The following is a 20,405-nucleotide window of genomic DNA, read 5'->3' on the forward strand; positions in this document are numbered from 1 at the left end:
GACCATTGACCGGCAATTGGCCTGCATGACGATAGAGATCGACATGGGAATCGACAGCAAGGGCAGCGCCCTGCCGATCGATCTCGAGGAACTGCTGGCGACCCGCCTGCTGGTGCAGGGGAATTCTGGGTCCGGCAAATCCCATCTGCTGCGTCGTCTGCTCGAACGCTCGGCCCCGCATGTCCAACAGATCATCATCGATCCGGAAGGCGATTTCGTCACCTTGGCCGAACCTTATGGCCATGTCGTGATCGATGGCGGCGAATATGCGGTAAAGGAAATCACCAATTTCGCCACCCGCATCCGCGAACATCGCGCATCGGTCGTACTCAATCTCGAAGGGCTGGATGCCGAAGGCCAGATGCGCTGTGCCGCCAACTTCCTTGGTGCCTTGTTCGATGCCCCGCGCGAACATTGGTATCCGGCGCTGGTCGTGGTCGATGAGGCGCAGCTTTTCGCCCCTGCTGCTGGTGGCGATGTGTCGGAAGAAGTGCGCCGTGCGTCCTTGACCGCGATGACCAACCTGATGTGCCGTGGCCGTAAACGTGGTCTGGCGGGCGTGATCGCGACACAACGGCTTGCCAAGCTCGCGAAGAATGTCGCGGCGGAGGCCTCGAACTTTCTGATGGGGCGCACGTTCCTCGACATCGACATGGCGCGCGCCGCCGATCTCTTGGGGATGGAGCGGCGTCAGGCCGAACAGATCCGCGAATTGCAGCGCGGGCGCTTTCTTGCCCTTGGCCCCGCCATCTCGCGCCGCCCAGTAGAAGTGCAGATCGGCGCGGTCGCGACCTCGGCCCGCAGCATCAGCCCGAAGCTAGTCCCCCTTCCCAAGGCGCGTGGCGAGGAGATGGAAGCCCTGCTGTTCGCGCCAGAGGCCGCACCGGTCGATGCGCCGACCTTCCTGTTTGCCGCACCGACGCCACCGCCACCGCCCGCTGCCGATGATCTGGTCGCCGCGATCAGCGGGCCTGTCATCGCCCATGCGATCAAGGTGCCGCAGGTCGAGGCCAAAAGCCCGGAACAGGTCGAAACCGTCATCGCCGATGCCCTGCGCGCGATGATGGCGGAAGAAGAACAGGAAAATGTCTTCCGCCCTGCGGCTTTGTTGTTTCAGGATTTTCAGGTGCGCTGCCGGATGGCCGGGATTACCCGTCCGCCGCTGGATGCCAATGGCTTCAACAGCCGCCTCGCCTGTGCCCGCGCCGGGATTTACGAGGTGGATGAAGAGGATTGGCAACGTGCGCTGGCCGTCGCCACCGGCCTGCCGGATGATATGCTCGGCACGTTTTTGTTGATCGCGCGGGCGGCGCGGGACAATGCGCCCTGCCCGAATGACGAACGCATCGCCCGGACTTATGGCACAAGTTCGCTTGGCCGCGTGCGCCGCCTACTGACCTATATCGAGGAACGCGAACTGATCGTCTGCCGCGAAGATATGTCGGGCAAACGATCGATCAGCATCCCGGCACTCGGCTGGTCCACCGACAGCGCCGCGCCGCGATAAATAACGCAACCGATCGCTTGCGCGCATTCAGGCTTGGCCGAAAGCACCAGCCCCAGCTTCAGCCCGCATGTTCCGGCGCAAACAATTCCCGAATGCCGATCAACACCGCCGGATTTTCGATTGTCGGCGGGGTTTCGACCTGTTCGCCATTGGCGATCCGGCGCAAGGTGGCGCGCAGGATCTTGCCCGACCGGGTCTTGGGCAGCGCATCGACGATATAGGCCTGTTTCAACGCCGCGACCGGGCCAAGCTCTGCCCGCACGATCCCGATCAATGCCTGTGCCAGCTTGTCATCCGCCACATAACCCGCCTTGGCGACCGCAAAGGCCATTGGCACCATGCCCTTCAGATCATCATCCACGCCGATCACCGCGCATTCGGCAATCGCCGGATGGCTTGCGACGATCTGCTCCATCTGCCCGGTGGACAGGCGATGGCCCGCGACATTGATGATGTCATCGGTGCGCCCCATGATATGGACAAAGCCGTTCACATCGATGAACCCGGCATCGCCCGTTTCATAATATCCCGGAAAGGTCTGAAAGGATTTCGCATAGCCCTGCGGGTTGTTCCACAAGGTCGCATAAGCGCCGGGCGCAAGCGGCAATTTGATCGCGACATGGCCGCTATGGCCCGGGGTGACGTCTTTCCCCTCTTCATCCAGCACCGAAAATGCATAGCCGGGAACCGGGAAACCCGCACTCCCCGCCTGCCGCCTATTATCGTCCAGCCCCAGGCAAGTCGCGAGCGCAGGCCAGCCGAGTTCTGTCTGCCACCAATGATCGATCACTGGCACATTCAACATATCTTCTGCCCAATGGATCGTATCCGGGTCGGCGCGTTCCCCCGCAAGGAACAATGCGCGCAGCTTGCCGATCCCGATGTCTTTGATGAATTGCCCGTCCGGATCTTCCTTGCGGATCGCGCGAATGGCGGTCGGCGCGGTGAAAAACACATCGACATTGTGGCGGGCAATCGTCCGCCAAAACGTCCCGGCATCGGGCGTGCCAACCGGTTTCCCCTCAAACAACAACGTCGTGCAGCCCGCAATCAACGGCCCGTAAACGATATAGCTATGGCCAACGACCCAGCCCACATCCGATGCCGCCCAGAATGTCTCGCCCGGCTGCATCCCATAGATATGCTGCATGCTCCATGACAACGCGACGGCATGGCCGCCATTTTCGCGCACCACGCCCTTTGGCGTGCCGGTCGTGCCGGAGGTGTAAAGGATATAGAGCGGGTCCGTCGCCTTGACCGGCACACAACCGACCGGCTGGGCCTTGGCCCGCAATTCTGCCCAATCGAGATCGCGTCCGGCCTGCATCTCGGCCTCAAGCTGTGGCCGCTGCAACAGCACGACATGATCGATGCGATGCGTTGCCAGTTCCAGCGCCTGATCGACCAAAGGCTTATAGGGAATCACGCGCTGCCCCTCGATCCCGCAAGAGGTGGTCAGCAGTAATCGCGGCGCGGCATCGTCGATGCGCTTGGCGAGTTCAGGCGCGGCAAAGCCGCCGAATACCACCGAATGGATCGCGCCAATCCGCGCGCATGCCAGCATCGCGAACAATGTTTCCGGGACCATCGGCATATAAATCACGACCCGGTCGCCCTTGGCGATGCCAAGCCCCGCCATCATGCCCGCGACCAACGCCACCTCATCTCGCAATTGGGCAAAGGTGAAACGGCGCTGTTGATCGGTGACCGGGCTGTCGTAAATCACCGCGACATCATCGCCGCGCCCATTGGCGACATGGCGATCCACCGCATTATGGCAGGTGTTGATCATGCCATCCGCGAACCAGCCCAAGCCATCGACCCAGCCCTGTGTCGGCGGCACGTCCCATTCCAGCTTGCTTGCGGCCTCCAGCCAGAAACCGTCGCCGTCCGTCATGCTGCGACGATGGGCTTCGATGTAACGATCAGACATCATGGTCTCCTGACTGGCAAGGGCGCTGCTGGACTCCGCAGCGTTCATCTCATCCTTGGCGAAGAAGCGCGTCATTCGCCATTAGACCAAGGTAGAGTGCCGCTGTCGGTTGAACAACTGCAACATGGCCAAAACGGGCAATAAAGGACAACAAAATGAAAGCGGCGGCATTGCTGCCACCGCCCCCATTTTTTACCACCCAATGGGCCGCAAATTTTATTGGTCGATATCGCGACGGAATGTTTCCGGCAGGAACAGCAATCCGAGGATCACCGTCGCCCCTGCGATCACGACCGGATACCACAGGCCGTAATAAATATTCCCGGTCGCCGCGACCATCGCAAAGGCGGTGGTCGGCAGGAACCCACCGAACCAGCCATTACCAATGTGATAAGGCAAGGACATCGAGGTGTAACGGATCCGGCTGGGGAACAATTCAACCAGCAGGGCCGCAATCGGGCCGTACACTGCCGTCACCAGCAAGACCAAGGCGAACAGGATTGCCACGACCATCGGCTTGTTGATCTGGTCGGGATCGGCCTTGGCAGGATAGCCTGCCTCGCCCAACGCCGCCTTCAACTCATCCTGAAAACCGGTGATCGCTGCCTTTTTCGCATCGCCCGTCAATGTCGCCACATCCGGTGCGCTCAGCACTTTCTCGCCGACACGAACCTGCGCCACGCTACCCGGCACAGCTTCGATATTGCCATAAGTGATACCGGTCTTGGCCATATAGGATTTGGCGATATCGCAGCTATTGGTGTCGAACTTGTTCTTGCCCACTGGATCGAACTGGAACGAACATTCATCCTGATGCGCGACAATCGAGACTGGCGCGGACAATTGCGCCTTGGCAAGCGCCGGATTGGCGGCAGTGGTCAAGGCAGTGAACAGCGGGAAATAGGACAATGCCGCAATCGCGCAACCGGTAAGGATGATCGGCTTGCGGCCAATCTTGTCCGACAGCCAGCCGAAGAACACGAAGAACGGGGTGCCGAGCGCCAGCGCAATGGCGATCAGGATGTTCGCCGTCGCACCATCGACCTTCATCATCTTTTCAAGGAAGAACAGCGCATAGAATTGGCCGGTGTACCAGACCACAGCCTGCCCTGCGACTGCGCCGATCAAGGCGATAATGACCCAGCGCAGATTGCCCCATTGACCAAAGGCTTCCGTCAGCGGGGCCTTGGAGGTTTTGCCTTCGTCCTTCATCTTCTGGAAGACCGGGCTTTCGTTCAACTGCAAGCGGATCCACATCGACACGGCCAAAAGGACGATCGAAATCAGGAACGGCAAACGCCAACCCCATGCGGCAAAGGCTTCTTCGCCGATGACCAGTCGCGTGCCGATCACGATCAGCAGGGCCGCAAACAGGCCCAAGGTAGCCGTCGTCTGAATCCAGCTGGTGTACAGCCCGCGCTTATCATTGGGGGCGTGTTCCGCGACATAGGTCGCCGCACCGCCATATTCACCGCCAAGGGCAAGACCCTGGGCCAGTCGCATCACGATAAGGATGATCGGCGCCGCCACGCCAATTGACGCATAAGACGGCAACAGACCGACCGCGAAGGTCGACAGACCCATGATCCCCATGGTGACGAGGAAGGTGTTCTTGCGCCCGACCAGATCGCCGATGCGCCCGAATACCAATGCACCAAATGGTCGCACTGCAAAGCCTGCGGCAAAGGCCGCGAGGGCGAAAATAAACCCGGTCGTCTCATTCACGCCCGAGAAAAACTGCGCCGAAATATAGGTGGCCAGCAACCCGTAAAGATAGAAATCATACCATTCGAACACTGTGCCAAGCGACGACGCGGCGATAACCAGCTTTTCATTCTGGTTGGCCGTGTGGTGCTTAGGCAGGCTGTCATTCAGCACTGTAGCCATTGAACCTCTCCTATTTGTGTATGTTAGAAACTGTATTTCGCAACGAATTCGAGGCGATCGAACTGCCCCGTCAACCCATTCACCACTTCACGTTCGCCGTGACGATATTCGCCGCCTACGTCGAAACCCTTGGCAGGTGACCAGAACAAATTGCCGGCCACGCTCCATGACTTGAGATTGGCAAGGCCGGGGATCAAAATACCGTTCGGATAATCCGCCTTTTGATAGCCCGCCATGAAGGTCGAGCGCACAACCTTGGTCCAACCAAGCCGCACCGCCGCTAGACCCGCGAAATTCTTCACGGTTTCCAACCGGCCCGTGGCCGCACTCGCCAGCACTGCATCCGGCGCAAAATTGAGGCCCAGATAACGGCCAATGCCATCGCCATAGGTCGCCATGAACCGGAAATCATGCTGCTTATTCGCGCCGAACGGAATCTTGCCCGCCGCGCTGATACCCCAGCCGGTGGCATTATCGCCGATCACCTTGCTGCCAACCGTATTATCAACCGACAATTGCCGGACGATCCCTGCCAGCGACAATTCGCCAAAGCTCCCCGCATAGTTCAACCGCGCGGTCACATCCGGCATGCGATCATCGTCATTTTCAATCATTGTCGGCGAACCGGTCGTCACCGATGCGGTTTCCGGACTTTCGAGTGAAACTGTCAGCGTCGCCTGCTTGCTCAACGGGAAGGCATAGCGCACCTGCGCCTGACGCACGAACACCGTGCCTTCGGTCGGGCCGACGAAATCCGTCGATTCAGGCAAGGCCGCGACATATTGGAAGTTCGACCATTCCTGCCCGACCAGCAATCGATCATAAGTGAAAAAGCCGCGACGCAAGGCGAAATTATAGCCATTGGTCGTGCGCTGGCTGCCCTGTGTGCCGGATGCCGTCTGGAAATCGAATTCGAGATGGCCCTTCAGCATTTTCTTGCCAACCGGTGTCGCTGTCGTCAGCCAGAAGCGGCTCTGCTTGGCGATGCCGGTAAAATCATTGCCTTCGCGGACCCCGCCGACCGGCACCTGCCCCGGCACGTAGAAATCCTTGATCAACGAACCCGTCGCCGCATCGCCATCGCTATAGCGGCTGAAGCTCGCATTCGCCTTGATAAAGCCATTGATCTTGATCGTGGTCCCGCCCACGTTGAACCCTTCAAGCGGGGCAGTCGGCTTGGCTTCCAGCGCCGCCACCTTCTGTCCAGCCTGTACTGACGCGTCGGCAGCGGCAGTCGCCTTGGCGGCGGTTGCTTCTTGTTCTGCCCGCAACTGCAACACTTCATTGTTCATGTTGGAATAGGCGGCTTCCAGTTTTTCCAGCCGGCTCTCCAACTCTGCCTCGCGCGCCGTCTGTGGCGCAGCGAACGCAGGCGCAGTGGCGATCAGCATCGCACTTGTGGCAATACCCGCCAGATATTTGTGCCTTGAACCGTATTTGGTCCGTAAACTCTGTCTATCCATATCCCTCTCCTGACGCTGACTGGTGACGCTTGGACTATTGACGCCGGTTCCGCTCTTCGGAATCTCTGCGCCGCCAATCTCGCTTATCTGCGCTGTAGGAGGTCATGGCATAGCGCGACCTTGGTCGAAGGCATGTTAGACCTTGGTCGAGGGTGTCGGCGCTGGCGCTGCGTATTAATATGGAAAACAAAGAGGAGAGCTAAATGTCGGAACATATCTTTCCGGTGCCTGAAGCCATCAGCGCTACCGCCCATGTCAACGCCGCCAAATATGATGCGATGCGGATGGAGGTGTCCCAGAACCCTGATATATTCTGGCAGCGCGAGGCGCAGCGTCTCGACTGGATCACGCCCTTCACCACCACCAATCGCAGCAGCTTTGATGAGGCGGATTTCGGCATTCGCTGGTTCGAGGATGGCCAGTTGAACGTGGCGGCCAATTGCATCGACCGACATCTCGTCGAACGTGGCGATCAGGTCGCGATCATCTGGGAAGGCGACAGCCCGCATGATCAGCGCATCATCACTTATGCCGAATTGCATGAGGAAGTCTGCCGCTTCGCCAATGTGCTGAAGGCCAATAATGTGGTCAAGGGCGACCGCATCACGCTCTATCTGCCGATGATCCCGGAGGCCGCCTTTGCCATGCTCGCCTGCGCCCGGATCGGCGCGGTCCATTCCGTGGTTTTCGGCGGATTTTCGCCTGACAGCCTCGCCAGCCGCATCCGCGATTGCGATTCCAAGCTGATCATCACTGCCGATGAGGGCCTGCGCGGCGGCAAGAAAGTCGTGCTCAAGACCAATGTCGATGAGGCGCTCAATCACGGCTGCCCCTCGGTGGAAACCGTGCTGGTCGTCTGCCGCACCGGCGGACCGGTCAACATGGTGGAAGGCCGCGACCGCTGGTATGAATCGGAACGCGCGCTTGTCACCGCCGATTGCGAGGCTGTGGCGATGGGCGCGGAAGACCCGCTGTTCATCCTGTACACGTCCGGATCGACCGGCACACCAAAGGGCGTGCTGCACACGACCGGCGGCTATCTCTTATGGGCGGCGATGACGCACCAATTGGTGTTCGATTACAAGCCGGGCGATGTCTATTGGTGCACCGCCGATATCGGCTGGGTCACCGGCCATAGCTATGTGCTCTACGGCCCGCTGGCGAATGGCGCGACGACCCTGATGTTCGAAGGCGTGCCCAATTACCCGGATTTCAGCCGGTTCTGGCAGGTCATCGACAAATGGAAGGTCAACATCTTCTATACCGCACCGACCGCGCTGCGCTCGTTGATGCGTGAAGGCGATAGCTATGTCACCGCCACCTCGCGCCAATCTCTGCGTATTCTTGGCAGTGTCGGCGAACCGATCAATCCGGAGGCCTGGGAATGGTATCATCGCGTTGTCGGCGACAGCCGCTGCCCGGTGGTCGATACATGGTGGCAGACAGAAACCGGCGGCATCATGATAGCCCCCTTGCCGGGTGCAACCGATCTCAAGCCCGGCTCTGCGACCAAGCCCTTTTTCGGGGTGGAGCCGGTGCTGGTCGATGCTGAGGGGCAATTGCTGGAAGGGGCGACCGAAGGCAATCTCTGCATCACCCAAAGCTGGCCCGGCCAGATGCGAACCGTGTACGGCGATCATGCGCGGTTCTTTCAGACCTATTTCAGCACCTATCCGGGGAAATATTTCACCGGCGATGGCTGCCGCCGCGATGCGGATGGCTATTATTGGATCACCGGGCGGGTCGATGATGTCATCAACGTGTCCGGCCACCGCATGGGCACGGCAGAGGTCGAAAGCGCGCTTGTCGCCCATCCCAAGGTCGCCGAGGCCGCCGTCGTCGGCATGCCGCACGACATCAAGGGTCAGGGCATCTACGCTTATGTCACGCTCAATGCGGGTGTGCCCGAATCGGATGCGCTGCGTAAGGAGCTGATCCAATGGGTCCGCCATGAAATCGGCCCGATTGCGACGCCCGATGTGATCCAGTTCGCCCCCGGCCTGCCCAAGACCCGGTCGGGCAAGATCATGCGCCGGATTCTGCGCAAGATCGCGGAAGGCGATGTGTCGTCGCTGGGCGATACGTCCACCCTCGCCGACCCCTCGGTGGTCGATAAATTGGTGGCTGACTCAAGGCTTGTATCTGCCTGATCTTTGGTCCTAAACAAGGATCAAATGAACAAGCGAAACACGTGACCGGGCCGGGAGGGGCCATATTGATTGCCGATGACCATCCCCTGTTTCGACAGGCGATGGCCATGGCAGTCACGCATGTGTGCCCCGACTGCCGGGTAATCGAGGCGTCAACGCTGGATGTCGCGACCAAAATGGCGGGCGCGACCAGTGATTTGATCCTGATCCTCCTGGACCTCAAAATGCCGGGCGCGACCGGATTTTCCGGAGTCGCATTGATCCATGCCGAACGCCCGTCCGTGCCGATTCTCGTCGTCTCCAGCGCCGATGCGGAAATCGCCGCGCAAGAGGCCCGGCGTTTCGGCGCGGTCGGCTTTATCGGTAAAGACCAGCCATTGGAGGCCATCGAAGCCGCGATCAGTGCCGCCCTTGCGGGCGAACGCCCTGCGGCACCCATCACAATCGAGGCCGAACCGGTCGATGACATGGCGGAAAAGGTCGCGTCACTGACGCCGACCCAATTGCGGGTGCTACTCGGCGTGCTCGATGGCCGGTTGAACAAGCAGATCGCCTTCGACCTCAACGTCACCGAAGCCACGGTCAAGGCGCATATGACGGCGGTCTTGGGCAAGCTCGGCGTCCAGAACCGGACACAGGCCGCGCTTGCTGCCCGTGCGCTCGGCATCGGAATGCAGCATTAAAGCTTAGGTTGCCCCCCCGTACCCCCACACTCGTCATTCCCGCGCAGGCGGGAATCCATAAGCACCACCGAATCGAAGGGCATGTGCTCCTTATAGGTCCGTCTTGTCTGGATTCCCGCCTGCGCGGGAATGACGAGGGTGGAGAGACAAATGACAAGGGGGGCCGAAACCGCAAGAGGCCACAACTGAAGCGGCAAGAGAAGGCGCGACAATAACAGCCCCTATGATGCGGCTATGACTCAGACCTAATCCGCGCTTTCCTGCGCCAGATATTCATCCAGCCGCATCGGCGCGAGCGGCTTTTCCAGCACCGGCAAACGGATCACCGCCGCGCGTTGGCGCATACCGACGCTTTGATCCGCCGTGATCAGCGCCACCCGCAAGTCGGGGCGTTGAGCACGCAATTTTTCGGCCAATTCGATCCCGTCCATGTCTGCATTCAGGTTGAAATCGACCAGCGCCACATCGAAACGCCCGCCCTGCTCCAAGGCGGCATGCGGGTCTTGGCAAGCGATCACCTCATGCCCCCGGCTGATGAGCAGCGACGACATCGCCGCGCAAATCGCCGCATCGTCATCAACAATCAACAAGCGCATCGCCGCCGACACCGCCACGCGCTCGACCACTGGCTCTTCCACGACCGTAGAGGCGGCCAAGGCGGGTAATTCCACCGAGAAACAACTCCCCCGCCCCAGTTGGGAGCGCAAGCTGATCCGGCCATGGACCAATGGCGCCGTGCGTTCGACAATCGCGAGGCCGAGGCCGATTCCCGCCTCATTATTCGTGCCCAGCCGCTCGAACTCGCGAAAAATCACGCGCTGCTTGTCGGGCGCGATGCCGGGGCCGGTATCATAGACCTCGATCCGCGCCTTGCTTTCGCCAGCGTCCCCGCGTCTGCGCCGCACACCGATCAAGATCCCGCCCTTTTCGGTATAGCGCACCGCATTCGACATGAAATTCTGGATGATGGACCGCAACAGGATACGATCCGCCTCCACCACCGCATCGCATGGCCCCAGCCGCAAGAACAGGCCGCGCTCCGCCGCCAATGGTTCGAAACTCTCGATCAGTTCTTCCAGCATCCGGCGCAGCGGAAAACGGGTCGGGTGCGGCACAATCCCGCCCGCATCCAGCTTGGAAATATCAAGCAACGCGCGCAGCAAATCATTCGCCGCCTCAATCGATCGATCCACCCGGTTCAACGTCACTTTCGCATGTTCAGGGACATCGCGTTGCAGCGCTGCCGAAAACAGCCGTGCCGCATGCAAAGGCTGCAACAGATCATGGCTGGCGGCGGCGAGAAATCGGGTCTTGTCGGCCATGGCGCTCGCCAGCCGTTCATTCGCATCCGACAATTCCGCTGTGCGCGATGCCACCCGGTTTTCAAGATCGGCGCGGGCGCGTTCCAGTGCATCGCGCGTTTCCGCCTCCAATGTCGCATCGGTAAAGCACATGACATAACCGCCATCCGGCATCGGTCCGCCCACCGTTTTCAACACCCGGCCATCGGGGCGACGGCGTTCGAAACTATGCGGATGTCCCTCGCGCATATGATCCATCCGTCGCGCGACATGGCCCTCGACCTCGCCCGGCCCGCAATCGCCGCGCTCGGCATTGAAGCGGATCAACTCGGCAATAGACGCTCCAACCCGCACCATGCCGGGGGGATAGTTGAACAGATCGAGATAGCGGCTATTCCACGCAATCAGCCGCTGATTGCGGTCGATCACGCATACGCCCGGATCGATATTTTCCAGCGTCGCCGCCAACAGCCCGCGCGAAAATCGCAGGCTCTGCCCCGATGCATCCAGCACCTGCGCAATGTCCTCAATCCCCAAACGTGCGCCAGACAGGGCCGATGCCATGATCAGCCGCGCTGATGATGCCCCGACCACGCCCGCGATCAACCGCTCCGCCTTGCGCGCCGAGGCGCGGTCCACCAGCCCATCGCGATCAATCTCCGCGCCAAAGGCCTCGCGCACCACCTCCGCCCCGGCGAAACGCTCCGCCATATCGAGCAGTGCGCCAAGATTGCCGATCGTGCCGATCCCCCGCTGGCCAAGCGGCAGCAGCTTGAAACCGGGACGCGGCACCCGCCGCATCGAGACCAATGCAAAGGCGAGTAGATTGCCGCCCAGGCTCCACATCGTGCCATGCACAATCGGGCTAAGCCCGGTCACCCCCAACAGCGCCGACGGATCAAGCAGCGACCCATGACCCGGCAGGCGCAAACTCCCACCAATGCCCGGCAGGAACAAAGTGTACATCCACAGCACCAGCCCCGTTGCCAAGCCCGTCTTGGCCGCCAGCGGATCATTATCGGCGCGATAGACCGCCAGCAACAGCCACGGGGCCGATTGGGCCATAGCGGCAAAGGCGATGAGGCCGACCGAGGCCAACTGGGCATTGCTCGGCATTAACAGCGCATAGCTCGCCGCCGCCGCCATCACGATGACAATGGCCGCCCGTCGCGTCCACAAGAGAATCCGGCCAAAATTTGCATCTTCAGCGCTGCGATGGCGCAGCAGTAACGGCGCCGCGAAATCATTCGACACCATGGTCGACAGGGCAATCGTCTCGGTCACCGCCATCGCCACCGCCGCCGATACACCGCCGAGAAACACCAGCATCGACAACATGCCAGAACCGGCCGCAATCGGCAGCGCCAGCACAAACAGATCGGGTGATGCCTGTGGCGGCAATAACGACAGGCCCGCCAGCGTGATCGGGATCACTGCCGCGATGGTCAGCAACAGATAGATGATGAACGGCCAGCGCGCGCGGACGATATCGCCCGGCTCCCGCGCCTCACGCACCGCGATAGCGAATTGACGCGGTAGGCAGATGATCGCCATCATCGCCAGCATGGTGATCACCGCGAAATCGCTATCGAGCTGATCTATCGCAAAATTGGCACGCAGATGCTGCAATCCCATCTGCTGCAGCGCGGGCGGCGCTTTTATAAACAGCAGGCAGGCGAACAACGCGACACAGCCAAGCGCAAACAGCTTGAACACCGATTCCGCCGCCACCGCGAACAGCACCGCCTCGTTCCGGGTCGCGACATCGTAACGCTGGGTGCCAAATCGGATCGCGAACAGGACCAGCGCACCCGCTGCCCACAGGATCGGCATCGCGATGCCCGGTTCGCCCGACAGCAAGGACCAGCTGATCCCGACCGACCGCAATTGCAGCGCGACATAGGGGATCGTGCCGAACAGCGCCAACAACGTCACCAGCGCCGCGACGCCCCGGCTCCTGCCGAAACGCGCCCCGATAAAGTCTGACAGCGAGGTCGCGCCCTCGGCCTGCACCGTGGCGGTCAATCGTTCGAGAAAACGCGGCGCAAAGGCGAACAACAGGATCGGGCCGAGATAGATCGGCAGATAGCTCCAGCCATCGACAGCGGCGCTGCCAACCGCGCCGAAATAGGTCCAGCTTGTGCAATAGACCCCGATGGCGAGGATATAGGCGTGGATACGATAGGGGGAGCGATCAAGCTGTTCGCGCCGACGCTGGACCCAAGCGGCACCCGTGAACAGGGCCAGCGCATAAATCGCTGCGATCCAAGGCAACGCGATGTTCGTCATCTCTCCGTCGCCCTCCCCCCTTATATGACCGAAGACATATAGTGTCGGAAGTCAGGTCACAGGGCAATGGCCGAGCGCATCATCGCGCTGGAGTAATTCAACTTATTTGCGGCGCTTGTTCGCGTACAACAAGGCGGCCACGATGGCGGCGGAACCGATCCCGACGGCTGCGCCTGTCCATAAAGCGCGGTTTTTGCCGGTCGCCGTTTCCGGGGTTTCATTTTTGGCCTTATCCTCGTTTGAGGAGGCTGCATCTGCCTGTGTTGGCTCTTTTTCTTCGCTCATGCGAAATATATAGGCAGTCGCCAGCGATATTGCCAAGGGGGGCGTGGGGATATTCGCGATCAATTCACCCCATATCGGTGTCGTCATGGCGATGAACGCAGCGCAAGACCCGGCGTTGGGCATCCAGATACAGCACAAGATCGGCACGGCCCGGCATTTCCCGCAGGATGTGGCGCGTCAGTCGCTCATAATATTGGATGAATGTCATGACTTGGGCATCTGTCATGATGGTGCCGCCGGAGACTCCTGCGTGTTGGCGGCGCAATTCATGCTCCTGCTCGATCCGCCAGCCTGCGACCACATCGAAACCGGGCGCAGCCAGCAGGACCAGCAGGTCAATCCGCGCAAATAAATCCTGATATGGACCCTTGAGCGCTGCATTCACCATTTGCCGCCACCGGCCATCCGGGTCAGCTTCCGCCTCCAGCGCATTGACCGGCACGGCAAGGGCCGCCTCGTCCTCGGCCACCGCCCCCACACACCAGCCCTCGAACAGCACTACATCCACGGGTTCCGCCACCAACGGCCATGCAGCCTTGGGTGCACGGCTATCCGTCGCCTTGTCGAAACGCGGCAGATGAACGGCTTTCCCGTCGCGCACATCATCCAGCACCGATAGGCCGAGCGCGACCTCATGCGTCCCCGGCACGCCGCGCGTCCGCAACAACGGATGCACCTCATCCGCCAGCCTGATACGCGCCTCAACCGGCAGATACAGGTCATCAAGCGACAAGGTCACGCTGCGCAGGCCCTGTGCCGCCAACGCGCCTTCCAATTGGCGGGCGAGCGTCGATTTTCCCGATCCTTGCGCCCCGCAAATGCCGACCACCAACGGCCCATCCGCATGCTGCCGAAGCGCCGCGATGATCGCGGACAAGACGATATCCAGCGCTTTGTGAGCCGGATCAGTCATCATGGTCATGGCAATGGATCGCGCAGCGGTTCACCCGCGAAAAAGGCGATGAGATTATCAATCGCCCGCATCCCCATCGCGCGCCGCGTTTCCACCGTCGCACTTCCCAGATGCGGCAACAAAACGACATTGGGCAGGGTCAACAATGCAGGCGGCACTGCTGGCTCGCCTTCATACACATCAAGGCCTGCCGCTGCGATTTGGCGGTTAGCAAGGGCATCGACCAGCGCCTTTGTGTCGACAACACTACCCCGCGCGGTGTTGATCAGGATCGCGCTCGGCTTCATCCGCGCCAGCAACGCCGCATCGACCAGATGATGGGTCGCCTCCCCGCCGGGACAATGGAGCGACAATATATCGCTGTCCGCAGCCAATCTGCCCAGATCGGGTTCAAATCGGGCATCAAGCGCCGCCTCGACATCGACACCTGCCCTGCTGCGGCTATGATAGACGATCTCCATATCGAATGCGTCCCGCGCCATCCGGGCAGTTTCCCGTGCGATCCGGCCAAATCCCACCAACCCCAGCCGTTTTTGATGCAGCGATTGGCCGACCATATGGGTCGGTCGCCAGCCGGTCCACGCCCCTGCCCGCAATTCGCGTTCGCCCTCGCTCGCGCGTCGCGCCGCCATCAACATCAGCATCAACGCGATTTCCGCCGTTGCTTGCGTCAACACATCCGGCGTGTTCGATACTGCCACCCCGGCTACACGTGCCGCATCAAGGTCGATATGATCGACCCCCGCGCCATAATTGGCGATCAGGCGAACACGGATACCCTCGCCCGCAAACACTGTCGCGTCGATCCGGTCCGTCACCGTCGGGCAAAGCGCATCATATTCACGCATCGCCGCCGCCAATGTGTCTCCGGATAAGGGCCGATCCGCGACATTCAGCGTCACGTCGAAATGATCGGCCAGCGTGGCCTCGACTTCATCGGGCCATTTTCGGGTCAACAGGATGCGCGGCTTTTGCATCCCCCAAGGCTAGAATCTTTTGGTCTGAAAGGAAACCTCTCCCGCCTTCGTCATTCCCGCGAAGGGAGGGAGGGTAACGCGAAATGATGACATGAAAAACCCCGCGACAACCATTGGTCATCGCGGGGGCTTTTCTTACACGCTTGAGGCGTCAGGCGATCAGTTCGCCGCAGCGAGCCGTGCTTCCAGCGCCTTTTGCTCATCCCACAAGGCGGGTGGCACGCTGTCACCGAACTTGCCGAGATCGGCAGCGCTCAGCTTGGCTTCATCCTGCCAACGGGCGACATCGACCGTCAGCAATTCCTGCAACGCACCCGCATCGATATCGAGGCCGGTGGTGTCGATGGCGCCTGCTTCCGGCAAACGGCCAATCGGCGTGTCGACGGCAGCTGCTTCGCCTTCAAGGCGCTGGACGATCCACTTGAGCACGCGGCTGTTATCGCCATAGCCCGGCCACAGGAACTTGCCGTTCGCGCCCTTCAGGAACCAATTGACGAGATAGATGCGCGGCAACTGGCCCGGATCGGCAGCGGCTTCCGCGCCGATTTTCAGCCAATGGTCGAAATAATCGGCCATGTTGTAACCGCAGAACGGGAGCATCGCGAACGGATCGCGACGGACAACGCCGACCTTGTTTTCTGCCGCTGCCGTACCTTCCGACGCGATATTCGCAGCGAGATACACACCATGCTGCCAATCAAAGGCTTCGGTGACAAGCGGCACGGTCGATGCGCGACGGCCACCAAACAGGATTGCCGAAATCGGCACGCCAGCCGGATTGTCCCATTCATCGGCAATCGACGGGCATTGTGCTGCCGGTACGGCGAAACGCGCGTTCGGATGCGCTGCCGGGGTGCCTTTGCTCTGGTCCCAAGCATTGCCCTGCCAATCGGTCATGCCTTCCGGCGGGGTGGCCGACAGGCCTTCCCACCACACATCGCCATCGGCGGTCAGCGCCGTATTGGTGTAGATGGTGTTGGCATAGAGGGTTTCGACCGCATTCTTGTTGGTCTTGACGCTGGTGCCCGGTGCCACGCCGAAAAAGCCGGCTTCCGGGTTGATGGCGTACAAGCGGCCATCCTTGCCAAAACGCATCCAGCAAATGTCATCGCCGATGGTTTCGGCCTTCCAGCCCTGAATCGTCGGCTCCAGCATTGCCATGTTGGTCTTGCCGCAGGCGCTTGGGAATGCCGCCGCGACATAATGAACCTTATTTTCCGGCGAGGTGAGCTTGAGGATCAGCATATGTTCCGCAAGCCAACCCTCATCGCGGGCCATGACCGAAGCAATGCGCAGCGCGAAGCACTTCTTGCCGAGCAGGGCGTTGCCGCCATAGCCCGAACCATAAGACCAGATTTCGCGGGTTTCAGGGAAATGGCAGATCCATTTATCGTCATTGCACGGCCAGATTACATCGGCCTGACCCGGCGCAAGCGGCATGCCGACCGAATGGACGCAGCGGACGAAGAAGCCATGTTCGCCCAATTCCTTCAACACCGGCGTACCGATACGGGTCATGATGCGCATCGACAGCACGACATAGGGGCTGTCGGTGATTTCCACGCCGATCTGGCTGATCGGCGAACCCAGCGGGCCCATGGAATAGGGAATGACATACATCGTGCGACCGCGCATGCAGCCCGCGAACAGGCCAGCGAGCGTGCCACGGGTTTCTTCCGGGTCGCGCCAGTTGTTGGTCGGACCAGCATCTTCTTCGCGCTCGGAACAGATGAAGGTGCGGCTTTCTACGCGAGCGACGTCGCTCGGCGCGGAACGGGCGTAGAAAGAATTCGGACGCTTTTCCTCGTTGAGGCGCACCAAAGTGCCGGCATCGACCAAGGCGTTGGTCAGTTCAGTCCATTCCGCATCGGAACCATCGCACCAACGGATCGCATCGGGCTGCGCATGTTCCGCGATCTGCTGTACCCAGGCGACCAGTGCTTCATGATTGGTTGGCACATTGCCGACCGTTCTGGCCAATGTCGCGGCTTCAGAGTTGCTCACGGTCATGTCTCTTTCTCTATCACATGTGGACGGGCATGCAGGTCTCCCTGATCCCCCTCAAGGCCCTGTTGGCACGCCCCTTACAACGCCGAAGCCTATTTTTTAAGGGCCAAATGCGCTTTTTGGGGAAATTATGTTGCCGCCGCGCGACCCAATGGCAGGTTAATCGCTGGAATCAGACCGAATAGCTCGACAATTGGGGCGATGGCTTTGGCCATTTCGATTGCAATGTTTTTCATTGCTCGTTTATGCAATCGGTTTATGCAATCGAATGCATTGATGAGGTCTTGAAATCGCCACGCTTATTTCAGCCTGTGGCGACTCCAATAGGGCCGACTCAATCAGACCCCAACCAATCAAGCGCCAGCCATTCAAGCGCCAGTCAGGCCGACCACCTTACCCGCATGCCACAAGGCCGGGGTGGCCGATGTTTCGACCATGATGTCGAACACCTCACCGATGAAGATTTCATGCGTGCCGAAAATGTCGCTGCGGACATTGCGGCAAAAGATATTCGCCGCCGTGCCTTCCAGATAGGGAATGCCATTGCGCGTCTGCCAATGCGCGCCTTCAAACCGTTCCTCGCGCCGGTCGCTGCTCGCGAAGGGCGCAAGCGTCGCTGTATGTTCCAGCCCCAATATATTGATACAGAACGCGCCCGTTGCCTTGATCGCCGCATAGGCGCTGCCCGAATGATTGATGCACACCAGCATCGACGCAGGGTCCATCGCCACCGGCACAAATGCCGTCGCCGCCAGACCCACCGGTGCGCCGCTTTCCGGATCGGTCGCGGTAATCAACGCCACCGGGCTTGGCATGTGCCGCATGGCGATTTTTAGCGCGGATGCGATCTCTTCATGCGCCATCTTTACCTCGGTCACGGAACTCATTTCCCTGCTTCTCCATCGCCATTTCAACTTTGCGCCAGCATCATTCGATTCTGAAGGCCAGACGCGTATCTGCGTAAATCGATGGCCCTTATGCGTTGGCGACCATCCGCGACGCAATAGCGTCATTAGAGCCAGGACGAGATGGAAATAATGGAAAAGCGGCTATCCGCAAACAAACGCGATGTGCTGGCAGAAGTCGGCATATGCCGTCTATCATGTACCAACGACCAACGACCAACGACCACAGACGACAAGAGGATGACAAAATGCGGCTTTACCATGTGCGGAAATCAAGGTCCGAACGCATCACCTGGTTGTGCGAAGAAATTGGCGTGCCGATTGAGATCATTAACGTCGACATGCGCAACCAACCGTCGGAATTGCAGGCACTGAACCCCAGCCACACGGTCCCGGTGCTGGTGGATGGCGACCATGCCATCTCTGAGTCCATCGCGGCGCTGATATATATCGCCGCCCTTCACAGCCCAACGTCATTGAGCATCGGGCCGGGCGAATCAGGCTATGCCGATTATCTCCAATTCATGGTGCTGGGCGAGGCCGGGCTATTGGCCCCGCTCGATGCGCTGATCCGCACCACCTTCAAGGCACCGGAAGGCGAAAAGGAAAATTTCACCACCCGCGCCATTATCGACAAGCTGAAGCGCCGCGCCAAAATCCTAGATCAAAAGCTGCAACATTCGGATTATCTCGCCGCTAATCGCTTCACCGCAGCGGATATATCGGTCGCGTTTGCCGTGGGCGTGGCGATCAACATGCTTGGCCTGAAGGACATATATCCGGACAGCGTGATCGCGCATTATGAACGCATGGCGGCTCGTTCGGCCTTTCAAAAGACCTGCACCCGCTGAAAAACATGCCTGATTGTGGCTGGCTCGCATGATGGGCCAGTCCCGATCAGGGCCGTTAAATTATTCATCCCCTTGAAATACGTCATTAATCCAAATCTATCTATCTGATAGAAAAAGTATCGACGGATGAACTTCAATTTTATTGTCTACTTATTAGATAGATTGTAACTCTGATGCAGGAAATTTGGAGACCGTCGATGATCAACCGCAGAATTTTGCTGGCGAGCGTGACCTTGGGCCTGTTGGTGGGGCTTGGCGCATGTTCAAAGTCCGACAAATCATCGGGCGATGCGACCAGCATCGAACTGACCAACGTGTCCTATGACCCGACGCGAGAATTGTACAAGGCGATCAACGACGCTTTCGCCCGGAAATGGAAGGCCGACACCGGCCAGAATGTCACCTTCAAAATGAGCCATGGCGGTTCCGGCAAGCAATCCCGCGCGATTATCGATGGGCTGGAGGCGGATGTCGCGACCCTTGGTCTCGCTTATGACATCGACGCGATTGCCGAAAAGGGCAAATTGCTGCCCGCCACTTGGCAGGCGTCATTGCCGGAAAACAGCGCGCCTTACACCTCGACCATCGTATTTCTGGTCCGTAAGGGCAATCCTAAGGCAATCAAGGACTGGGGCGATCTGGTCAAGCCGGGCATCGGCGTCATCACCCCCAATCCGAAGACGAGCGGCGGCGCGCGCTGGAACTTCCTCGCCGCATGGGCGTATGGCCGCAAGGCGGGCGGGTCCGAGGCCGCTGCCGAACAATTCGTCACGAAACTGTTCGCCAATGTCCCGGTATTGGATAGCGGTGCGCGCGGTTCGACCACGACCTTTGCCGAACGCGGCATTGGCGATGTGCTGATCACCTGGGAAAATGAGGCGTTCCTCGCCGAACAGGAATTGGGCAAGGGCAAGTTTGAAATCGTCGTGCCAAGCATCTCGATCCTCGCCGAACCTTCGGTCGCGGTCGTGACGGAAAATGCCAAGAAGCATGGCACGGAAAAGGTGGCGGACGCCTATCTGCGTTTCCTCTACACCCCGGAAGCCCAGACGATCATCGCGCGCAATTTCTATCGCCCACGCGATCCGCAGGTTGCCGCCCAGTTCAAGGACAAATTCCCCAGTCTCAACCTCGTGACAATCGATAATGATTTTGGTGGCTGGAAAAAGGCGCAGACCTATTATTTCGATGACGGCGGCGTGTTTGACCGCGTCACCACCAAGAAATAATCTGACCGCCCCCTTCACTCTAAAT

14 protein-coding genes are annotated in these 20,405 nt (G+C 59.9%); 5 read left to right on the forward strand and 9 right to left on the reverse strand.

Annotation, left to right across the window (positions count from 1 at the left end; all coding sequences use genetic code 11):
• Window positions 1-25 precede the first annotated feature (25 nt).
• Complete coding sequence (locus K6117_RS07040; protein WP_221793331.1) at window positions 26-1,507, forward strand: helicase HerA domain-containing protein; 1,482 nt, start codon at window positions 26-28, stop codon at window positions 1,505-1,507.
• Window positions 1,508-1,565: 58 nt separating this feature from the next.
• Here the strand turns inward: K6117_RS07040 and K6117_RS07045 are convergent, their stop codons facing one another.
• The 3 genes from K6117_RS07045 to K6117_RS07055 form a co-directional block, all read right to left on the reverse strand.
• Complete coding sequence (locus tag K6117_RS07045) at window positions 1,566-3,440, reverse strand: AMP-binding protein (protein WP_221793722.1); 1,875 nt, start codon at window positions 3,438-3,440, stop codon at window positions 1,566-1,568.
• A 216-nt stretch (window positions 3,441-3,656) separates the two neighbouring features.
• Window positions 3,657-5,327 (reverse strand): MFS transporter, encoded by a 1,671-nt coding sequence (locus K6117_RS07050; protein WP_221793333.1) that lies wholly within the window; start codon window positions 5,325-5,327, stop codon window positions 3,657-3,659.
• Between the two features lie 23 nt (window positions 5,328-5,350).
• Window positions 5,351-6,790, reverse strand: coding sequence for a DcaP family trimeric outer membrane transporter (locus tag K6117_RS07055; RefSeq protein ID WP_246604923.1), 1,440 nt, complete (start codon window positions 6,788-6,790; stop codon window positions 5,351-5,353).
• A 203-nt stretch (window positions 6,791-6,993) separates the two neighbouring features.
• On the opposite strand from K6117_RS07055, the gene acs reads away from it, so the two are divergent.
• Together acs and K6117_RS07065 are read left to right on the forward strand one after the other, a co-directional pair.
• Window positions 6,994-8,940, forward strand: a complete 1,947-nt coding sequence (gene acs, locus K6117_RS07060) for an acetate--CoA ligase (protein ID WP_221793335.1) — start codon at window positions 6,994-6,996, stop codon at window positions 8,938-8,940.
• Between the two features lie 65 nt (window positions 8,941-9,005).
• A complete protein-coding gene (locus tag K6117_RS07065; RefSeq protein WP_281422113.1) occupies window positions 9,006-9,623 on the forward strand; it encodes a response regulator in 618 nt (205 codons plus the stop codon).
• A gap of 245 nt (window positions 9,624-9,868) precedes the next feature.
• Here the strand turns inward: K6117_RS07065 and K6117_RS07070 are convergent, their stop codons facing one another.
• The 6 genes from K6117_RS07070 to K6117_RS07095 all read right to left on the reverse strand — a co-directional run bounded on the left by K6117_RS07070 (window position 9,869) and on the right by K6117_RS07095 (window position 18,282).
• Window positions 9,869-13,213: a hybrid sensor histidine kinase/response regulator gene (locus K6117_RS07070; RefSeq protein ID WP_221793337.1), complete on the reverse strand. Its 3,345-nt coding sequence runs from the start codon at window positions 13,211-13,213 to the stop codon at window positions 9,869-9,871.
• Between the two features lie 102 nt (window positions 13,214-13,315).
• A complete protein-coding gene (locus K6117_RS07075) occupies window positions 13,316-13,498 on the reverse strand; it encodes a hypothetical protein (RefSeq protein WP_221793767.1) in 183 nt (60 codons plus the stop codon).
• Between the two features lie 64 nt (window positions 13,499-13,562).
• Complete coding sequence (locus K6117_RS07080; protein ID WP_221793728.1) at window positions 13,563-14,411, reverse strand: kinase; 849 nt, start codon at window positions 14,409-14,411, stop codon at window positions 13,563-13,565.
• Window positions 14,412-14,416: 5 nt separating this feature from the next.
• Window positions 14,417-15,388, reverse strand: coding sequence for a 2-hydroxyacid dehydrogenase (locus K6117_RS07085; protein WP_221793339.1), 972 nt, complete (start codon window positions 15,386-15,388; stop codon window positions 14,417-14,419).
• A 159-nt stretch (window positions 15,389-15,547) separates the two neighbouring features.
• Entirely contained in the window at window positions 15,548-17,392 is a 1,845-nt protein-coding gene (locus tag K6117_RS07090; RefSeq protein ID WP_343211754.1) for a phosphoenolpyruvate carboxykinase (GTP), read from the reverse strand.
• A 371-nt stretch (window positions 17,393-17,763) separates the two neighbouring features.
• Window positions 17,764-18,282, reverse strand: a complete 519-nt coding sequence (locus K6117_RS07095; protein WP_221793344.1) for a flavin reductase family protein — start codon at window positions 18,280-18,282, stop codon at window positions 17,764-17,766.
• 266 nt (window positions 18,283-18,548) lie between these two features.
• Between K6117_RS07095 and K6117_RS07100 the strand changes: the two genes are divergently transcribed.
• Window positions 18,549-19,151: a glutathione S-transferase family protein gene (locus K6117_RS07100; protein WP_221793346.1), complete on the forward strand. Its 603-nt coding sequence runs from the start codon at window positions 18,549-18,551 to the stop codon at window positions 19,149-19,151.
• A 197-nt stretch (window positions 19,152-19,348) separates the two neighbouring features.
• A complete protein-coding gene (locus K6117_RS07105) occupies window positions 19,349-20,380 on the forward strand; it encodes a sulfate ABC transporter substrate-binding protein (protein WP_221793348.1) in 1,032 nt (343 codons plus the stop codon).
• Window positions 20,381-20,405: the final 25 nt, after the last annotated feature.

The sequence above is a fragment of the Alteraquisediminimonas sediminicola genome (genome assembly GCF_019740335.1).
GTDB classification, from domain to species: Bacteria; Pseudomonadota; Alphaproteobacteria; order Sphingomonadales; family Sphingomonadaceae; genus Alteraquisediminimonas; species Alteraquisediminimonas sediminicola.

Coding starts and splice junctions, on each gene's coding strand:
- K6117_RS07055 (WP_246604923.1), bottom strand. CDS start 6,790: ATGGATAGACAGAGTTTACGGACCAAATACGGTTCAAGGCACAAATAT.
- K6117_RS07070 (WP_221793337.1), bottom strand. CDS start 13,213: ATGACGAACATCGCGTTGCCTTGGATCGCAGCGATTTATGCGCTGGCC.
- acs (WP_221793335.1), top strand. CDS start 6,994: ATGTCGGAACATATCTTTCCGGTGCCTGAAGCCATCAGCGCTACCGCC.
- K6117_RS07095 (WP_221793344.1), bottom strand. CDS start 18,282: ATGAGTTCCGTGACCGAGGTAAAGATGGCGCATGAAGAGATCGCATCC.
- K6117_RS07050 (WP_221793333.1), bottom strand. CDS start 5,327: ATGGCTACAGTGCTGAATGACAGCCTGCCTAAGCACCACACGGCCAAC.
- K6117_RS07105 (WP_221793348.1), top strand. CDS start 19,349: ATGATCAACCGCAGAATTTTGCTGGCGAGCGTGACCTTGGGCCTGTTG.
- K6117_RS07100 (WP_221793346.1), top strand. CDS start 18,549: ATGCGGCTTTACCATGTGCGGAAATCAAGGTCCGAACGCATCACCTGG.
- K6117_RS07085 (WP_221793339.1), bottom strand. CDS start 15,388: ATGCAAAAGCCGCGCATCCTGTTGACCCGAAAATGGCCCGATGAAGTC.
- K6117_RS07040 (WP_221793331.1), top strand. CDS start 26: ATGACGATAGAGATCGACATGGGAATCGACAGCAAGGGCAGCGCCCTG.
- K6117_RS07075 (WP_221793767.1), bottom strand. CDS start 13,498: ATGAGCGAAGAAAAAGAGCCAACACAGGCAGATGCAGCCTCCTCAAAC.
- K6117_RS07045 (WP_221793722.1), bottom strand. CDS start 3,440: ATGTCTGATCGTTACATCGAAGCCCATCGTCGCAGCATGACGGACGGC.
- K6117_RS07080 (WP_221793728.1), bottom strand. CDS start 14,411: ATGACTGATCCGGCTCACAAAGCGCTGGATATCGTCTTGTCCGCGATC.